At 58.6% G+C, this 6,439-nt stretch carries 5 protein-coding genes; 3 read left to right on the top strand and 2 right to left on the bottom strand.

The window, feature by feature from the left end; translation table 11 throughout:
• Window positions 1–126: 126 nt before the first annotated feature.
• Together AC07W4_RS01020 and AC07W4_RS01015 are read right to left on the bottom strand one after the other, a co-directional pair.
• Complete coding sequence (locus AC07W4_RS01020) at window positions 127–912, bottom strand: siderophore-interacting protein (protein ID WP_495031196.1); 786 nt, start codon at window positions 910–912, stop codon at window positions 127–129.
• Window positions 909–1,475: a PadR family transcriptional regulator gene (locus tag AC07W4_RS01015; protein ID WP_495031195.1), complete on the bottom strand. Its 567-nt coding sequence runs from the start codon at window positions 1,473–1,475 to the stop codon at window positions 909–911. The genes AC07W4_RS01020 and AC07W4_RS01015 overlap by 4 nt, the downstream gene beginning before the upstream one ends.
• Before the next feature lie 515 nt (window positions 1,476–1,990).
• Here AC07W4_RS01015 and AC07W4_RS01010 point away from each other — a divergent pair.
• The 3 genes from AC07W4_RS01010 to AC07W4_RS01000 all read left to right on the top strand — a co-directional run bounded on the left by AC07W4_RS01010 (window position 1,991) and on the right by AC07W4_RS01000 (window position 6,405).
• Entirely contained in the window at window positions 1,991–2,482 is a 492-nt protein-coding gene (locus AC07W4_RS01010; RefSeq protein WP_495031194.1) for a CS1 type fimbrial major subunit, read from the top strand.
• Window positions 2,483–2,586: 104 nt separating this feature from the next.
• Window positions 2,587–5,109: a CS1-pili formation C-terminal domain-containing protein gene (locus AC07W4_RS01005; protein ID WP_495031193.1), complete on the top strand. Its 2,523-nt coding sequence runs from the start codon at window positions 2,587–2,589 to the stop codon at window positions 5,107–5,109.
• 30 nt (window positions 5,110–5,139) lie between these two features.
• Window positions 5,140–6,405, top strand: a complete 1,266-nt coding sequence (locus AC07W4_RS01000; protein WP_495031192.1) for a hypothetical protein — start codon at window positions 5,140–5,142, stop codon at window positions 6,403–6,405.
• Window positions 6,406–6,439: the final 34 nt, after the last annotated feature.

Raw genomic sequence — 6,439 nt, 5'->3', positions numbered from 1 at the left:
CATCGTCTGACTTCACGACTGCTGCGCAGCCGGACGCAGGCTACGCCAGCTGCTACGGATCGCGGATGACTGGAACGACTTCGGCGTCAGTACCTGGAGCTGCCGCAGGCTGCGATCCTTCAAGGCTCAATCCTCTTCGCTGTCATCCAGCCGCCAGTAACCCACAGCCTTGACGAACTGCTCATTCAGCCCGTGCTCATCGAGCAACACCCGACGAATCTGCCGCGACACCTTGCTCTCGGTCGCGACCCACGCGTACAGGCTGCCGGCCGGCACCTGGATCTGACGCACAGTGCTCAGCAAATGGTCCTTGCCACCTTCGCGCAGCACCCAGATCACGTTGACCTCGGCAGCGCTTTCCAGCACTTGCTGTTCCTTGCCGTTTTCCACTTCCACGATCACCAGGGCACGCCGATTGGCCGCCAGCCCTTCCAGGCGTCGGGCGATGGCGGGCAGGGCGGTTTCGTCGCCGATCAGCAAGTAGCTGTCGAAGATGTCCGGCACGATCATCGAGCCCCTTGGCCCGCCGATGTGCAGGAACTGTCCGGGTTGGGCCTGTTCGGCCCAGGTCGCGGCCGGGCCGTCGCCGTGCAGCACAAAGTCGATGTCCAGTTCCAGCGTGTCGGGGTCATGGCGGCGCGGGGTGTAGTCGCGCATTTCAGGCAACGGACCGTTGGCCTTGCCGGCGCCCAGCACCAGGGTTTCCAGCGTTGCCGCTTGCTCGGCGTTCTGCGGGAACAGCAACTTGACGTGGTCGTCCGTACCCAGGCTGACGAAGTCAGCCAGCTCAGGCCCGCCCAGGGTAATCCGGCGCATGCGCGGGGTCAGGTCGACCACCCGCAGCACTTCCAGGCGACGGCGTTTGATCTCGTGCATGACACGGTGAATGGTTGAGGCGATCACTTCAGTCATTCGGCTCTCTCCTGAACGGCCGGGCCGTCGACGATGGCCTTGGCGGTGTTGTTGAGCAGGTCGCGTACCCGCAGGATTTCGTCCGGGCTCCAGCGCCCATGGTGCATTTGCAGGGCGTGGCGCAGGTTATGCACGGCTTCATGGATTTCTGCCGGGCGATCATGTCCGCGTAGCGAACGTTTGCTGACGTCGATGCGCATCCGCACGCCATCCAGTGCAATGGCTTGCTCTTTCAGGAACAGACGTCCGGCATCGGTCACGCTGTAGCGTTTTTTCCCGCCTTCGGCATCCCCCGCAATCATTTCGCTTTCTTCAAGGAATGTCAGGGTCGGATAAATCACACCGGGGCTGGGGCTGTAGGCGCCGTCGAACATGCCTTCTATCTGGCGAATCAGGTCATAGCCGTGGCACGGCTGTTCGGCGATCAACGCCAACAGCAGCAATTTCAGGTCGCCGGGGGCGAATACCCGTGGCCCGCGTCCGCCGCGTTCGCGGCCGGGGCGCTTCTCGAAGCCATCACGGCCGTCGCCGTGTTCGCGGTGGGGGGAATGATGGTCTCTCATTTTTGCTTTCTCTCGCCGTGTTTAGATACAACGTAAGATATATCTTATGGCCTTCGCAAGGCCCCCCGACCAACGGCGGATCACCACGCCAAGCGAAACCGCCACTGAAAATGGCGCTTTCACCGTCCCCGGAATGGCTTTTAATGGAGGTGAAAAAGTTGAAATTAGTGTTAACTCTCTAAATATTCGATTTGCGCCTTTATTTATTGATTATGTAATATCTCTCCTACAGAAGTTGCTGTGTCTTTGTCGGCTGTTATTAGTCGATCGTTGGCTTCATGTAGTCCGTCTCTTACAGTCGAACAGTGAGTTTTTCTATAATTCAGTATTTTTCTTTCTATGGTTGTGGCACTTTGGCTACGAACTTAATGGAGCTTTCCTGCTTACTTTCCAGAAGAATTGCTTGATCATTCTTCGGCGTTGAAAGTTCGGGAGAACATAAAACTGCTCGTGACGGTTTTTTTGTTTTGTCGGAACTTTCAATGAACCGAAAATTTTATAAAGACAGGTACTGAATGATGTTCAAGAAATTCGCGATTGCTGCTCCACTGGCTGTACTGGCTCTGAGTTCTTCCGCCGTTTTTGCCGCGGGTGAAGCCCGTCACTCCATCAGTCTGGTTGCCCATGTGCCGACCAACGGCTTTTATGTAGTGCCGGTCGATCCGGATCTGGTCACCAAGGACCAGGACATGAGCTACCGGCCTTCCACCGGCACCATGGGTGAAGTCAACGGTTTCTTCGACATGCGCAACAACAACGGTTCGATACACGCCAGCCTTGAAAGCGTGCCGAAGCTGATCTCCGGCGCCACGTCGATCGACCTGCAAGTGGCACTCAACAGTGTAGTCCTGACCACGACGCCGCAAATGGTGGTCGGCGAGACCGAGTCGAACGTCAACTACCGCGCCCCACTCAACATCAAGGCTGTCGGCACTACTTTCGCGCCGGGTGATTACACCGGTGCCGTCACCATGATGTTCGACGCTGTAACTCCTGTTGCTCTTTGAAGTTGAAAGAGTCGTAAGCGCTTACTTGCTTGAGTAACGTGACCGGCCGGCAAGTTTCAACTTGTCGGTCGGGTTCAACTTCTTCGTAATTAGAGTACTCGTTCATGTTCCCGATGACGCCCATCGCGGCAGCGCTTGCGTTGCTGTTATGTAGCAGTGCATTTGCGGCGCCCACTTCAATTGATAATACGCCCAGAAGTTTGCTGGCTCAGGCCAAAGGCTTGCCGGCGGATTTCGAGGAGCACTTTTTCGATGTGCCGCTGGCGGTTCGGGTTGAGCTCGATCAACAGCCACTCGGCGAGGCGATGATTGTGTTGTCCCGCGATGACCAGACGACGTTGCTCGAATTCACCGATACCGGCGACAGCCGTTTCGGCGCCAGTGAGCGCCAGACCTGGGTCGACATCCTCAAACCCGGCGTGGCACTGGGTGCCTGCTCGGGGCAGTGCCCGGAGCAGATGCTGGCGGTGCACTACAACCTTGAAAACTCTTTGCTGTCGATCGTCACCGAAAATGCCGAGCGCGACAGCGAAGCCAGGCGTTTTTACGATCAACCTGAAGGTGGCAGCAGCGGCCTGATGTTGCGTAACCAAATCAATCTCAACGGCGGTCAGGATCAGGACCTGGGCGGACGTTTCGGCCTCGAGGCCAGCGGCAGCCTGGGCAACTGGAGCCAGACCTTCAACATGCAACTGGCCCGTCTTGGTGGCCCGGACAACAAGACATTCCACGCGGTACACGAACTCTTCACCCAGCGTGAACTGGAGGGCAGTTTTTTCCGCCTGGGCTATTTCACCCCCAATTCCGAAGGCCTTACCCGTCAGCCACGCTCGTTCGGGACCAGCCCCGACACTGCCGTGGGCGTGATGTATGGCAGTTCCGACAGCCTGGCAATCGACAGTCCGAAACCCAGTGTTTATCCCATCTATGTCACCGCCAACCGCCAGGCTTCGGTGGAGATCTTTCGTGATGGCTTGCTGATCAACACCCAGTCGGTGCCCGCCGGTTTGCAGACCCTGGACACCCGGCCATTGCCCGGTGGCATTTACGATGTGGAAGTGCGCCTGATCGAAGATGGCCAGATCACCTCGACCACCCAGGAGCTGGTGTACAAGCCCAGCAACTGGCGCAACCTCGACGAGCGTTGGCGCTACAACCTGTTCGCCGGCCAGGAAAGCAAACTGCTCAGCAACTGGGATCAGCAGGCCAGTGGCGATGCGACCTTCGGCGCCTCTGCGAACTACTTGCTGCACCCTCGGGTGGTGCTGGGACTGTCCGCGCGTCAGGAGCGTGAGAAGTTGCAATTCGGCAGCTCCGTCGACTGGTCTCTGGCCAACAGCACCAGCCTGTATGCCAACGTTTATCAAACCCAGGACCATGGCACCGGCCTGGATCTGCAGGGCCTGTACAACTATGGCGCCGGCAGCCTGGTAATCAGCCACAACCGTAGCTGGCTCGATACCACCGACACTTTCGACACGTTGCCCGACGGCACTCGCGTGCGCCAACGCAATGTATTCATCGGTGAGACCAGCAACTCATCCCTGGCGCTGAACCACCGGATCAGCCGCAAGAACTCGCTCAACGCGCGGGTTTCCCACAGCGAAGGCAACGTTGAAGGCGTGGGCGTAGACCTGGGCTGGACGCAGCGCACCGAGTTGTTTGGCAGCGACGCCAACTGGCGGCTGTCGTTGTTCGATCGCCCGGGCAGCTTCAGCAGTGGCGATGCACGCAATCGCGGGGTCGACCTGAGCCTCAACGTGGCGCTCGGCGGCAAGGGCCAACAGGTATCCGGCAGTATCGGCTCGCGCACCGCCCGCGATGGCAGCCGCGACACCAATGCCTCGCTCGGCTATCGCAAGGACTGGCAAGACCACGTCTTGCAGAGTGTCTCGGTGACCGCCCTGAGCGACACCTACGGCATGGGCCTGTCGAGCCTGGCTAACTTTCGCACCGATGCGGTCAACGGCGACGGTTTTCTCCAGCGCTCGTCTTTCAACAACAACTTCACTGGCGGCCTGAACCTCGACAGCACCCTGGTGGTGGGTGCCCAGCACATGGCGTTGACCAGCCAGCATCAAGGACGCGGCGCCGGGATGATCGTCGATGTCGAGTCCGACATCGACGGCATTGCCTTGCGCGCCGATGACCTGAGCGGCGGCAGCTCGGTGTTGCGCCCGGGCCGCAATTTCATACCGCTGACGGCCTACAGAAACAGCTCGGTGAGTTTCGACTTCGAAGGCAATCACGTTCCGGCAGCAAACATCGCACCGGCACGCACCCGTTATCACCTGAACAAGGGCGGCGTGGAATACCGCCAGATCCGGGTGATGAAAACCCTGACCGTGCTCGGGCGACTGCTCGATCCACAGGGCCAGCCACTCAAGGGCCATCACGTGATCAACCACGCCAGTCGCGGCGTGAGTGAAGTCGACGGCTTCTTCTCCATGGAAATGAACGCCGGCTCACCGACGCTCGAAGTGCGGCATGCCGACCGCTTGCTGTGTCAGTTCCGTCTCGATGTCGATAAGCATCGCCTTGAGAACAACGTGCTGATGATCGGGGATCTGCGGTGCAGCCCGGACACCCTGGCCGATGCCACCAACAACCAGCGCAAGGCTGGGTAAACGGCCCGGGCCGATTTTGCGGAGATTGCAATGATGAATAGAAAAATGGACCTGCCGAGACGGTGGTGCCCCGGTCTGTGGTTGGGGTTGCTGGCCACGTTGGCTGTTCCTGCAGCAAGCGCTGCAACCCAGGAAATCAGGGCGCTGTTTACGCCGGATTCGGCTAACCCGCATCGCAACGAATTCGTCAACAAGACACCATCCAGTGGCTACTGCGAGTTCTATCCCGACATCTGCCGCAACAGCAACACCTTCAGTATCAGGCTGATGACGCGTTTGACTTCGAGCAAACCGATGCAAGCCAATTCCGGTCCACGCAACAGTGCCATGTTCAAGGTGCCGGGAGACTGGCGCTCACTGACGGTCACCAATAAGGAGACGGGAGACAATCAAAGGGTCGAAGTGCGTATTGCCGGCGTTGGCTCCAATTATGTTTTGAGCGACACGGCAGCCAATTTGACGGGCGCTCCGAATGCTCGCGAGGGGCACGATGCATTATGGAAGGGGTCGGGCTGGCTGTATGCGACGCCTCCTTGCCAATCCACCGGCGTCGGATTTTTCGGCTCCAACACCTATGCGTTTTTCTGGAAAACACCCAATGCAACCCCCTGCGTGAAAGTCGCCAACTTCATGATCCCTGGCATGTCCTATGGCTACCTCGACTTTGCCTATGAATTGCGTACACCCAACCCTTTGGGAATGGGGTCCGGGATCTATACCGGAAATCTGACTTACCGCCTCGGCCCGGGAGGCGATTTTGATTTCGGTGACGTCATGACCCCGAACGATCCGGTACTGAACCTGGATTTCGTCCTGGACGTGCAACACACCCTTAAAGTGGATATCCCGCCTGGCGGTGAAAGAGTCACGCTGACCCCGGCCGGTGGCTGGCAAAGCTGGCTGCAGGCCGGGCGGCGGCCGGTGAGATTGTTCCGTGACCAGACCTTCAATATCTCGGCTTCTTCACGTTTCAAGATGCAGCTGGAGTGCGAGATCAGTGCATTTCCCTACGACTGCATGCTCGATGACCGGGTTTCGAAACGGTCGGTCGAGCTACGAGTCAGTGTCAGCCTGCCCAATGGTTTAACCGATATGGCCGGCCAACCGGTCAAGCAGCTTCGATTACGGCCCGGACCCGCCAATGCCCAGTATTTCAAGCCTGGTTTTTATGTGGATCGAGCGCCGGGCATCCTGCATTTCGAGGTCCCTCAACAACAGATGGAATTCATGCTGCAACCCGGCGTGGCGTCCACCTACAGAGGCAGTGTCACGGTGATCTGGGATTCGGAAGTCTGATGGGCGTCGTAGCGATGGCGCATGCCTGTGTTGT

It is taken from the genome of Pseudomonas sp. GW821-FHT02A08 (assembly GCF_059422045.1).
The sequence above is the reverse complement of the archived record's forward strand: the minus strand, read 5'-3'. Positions and strand labels throughout refer to the sequence as shown.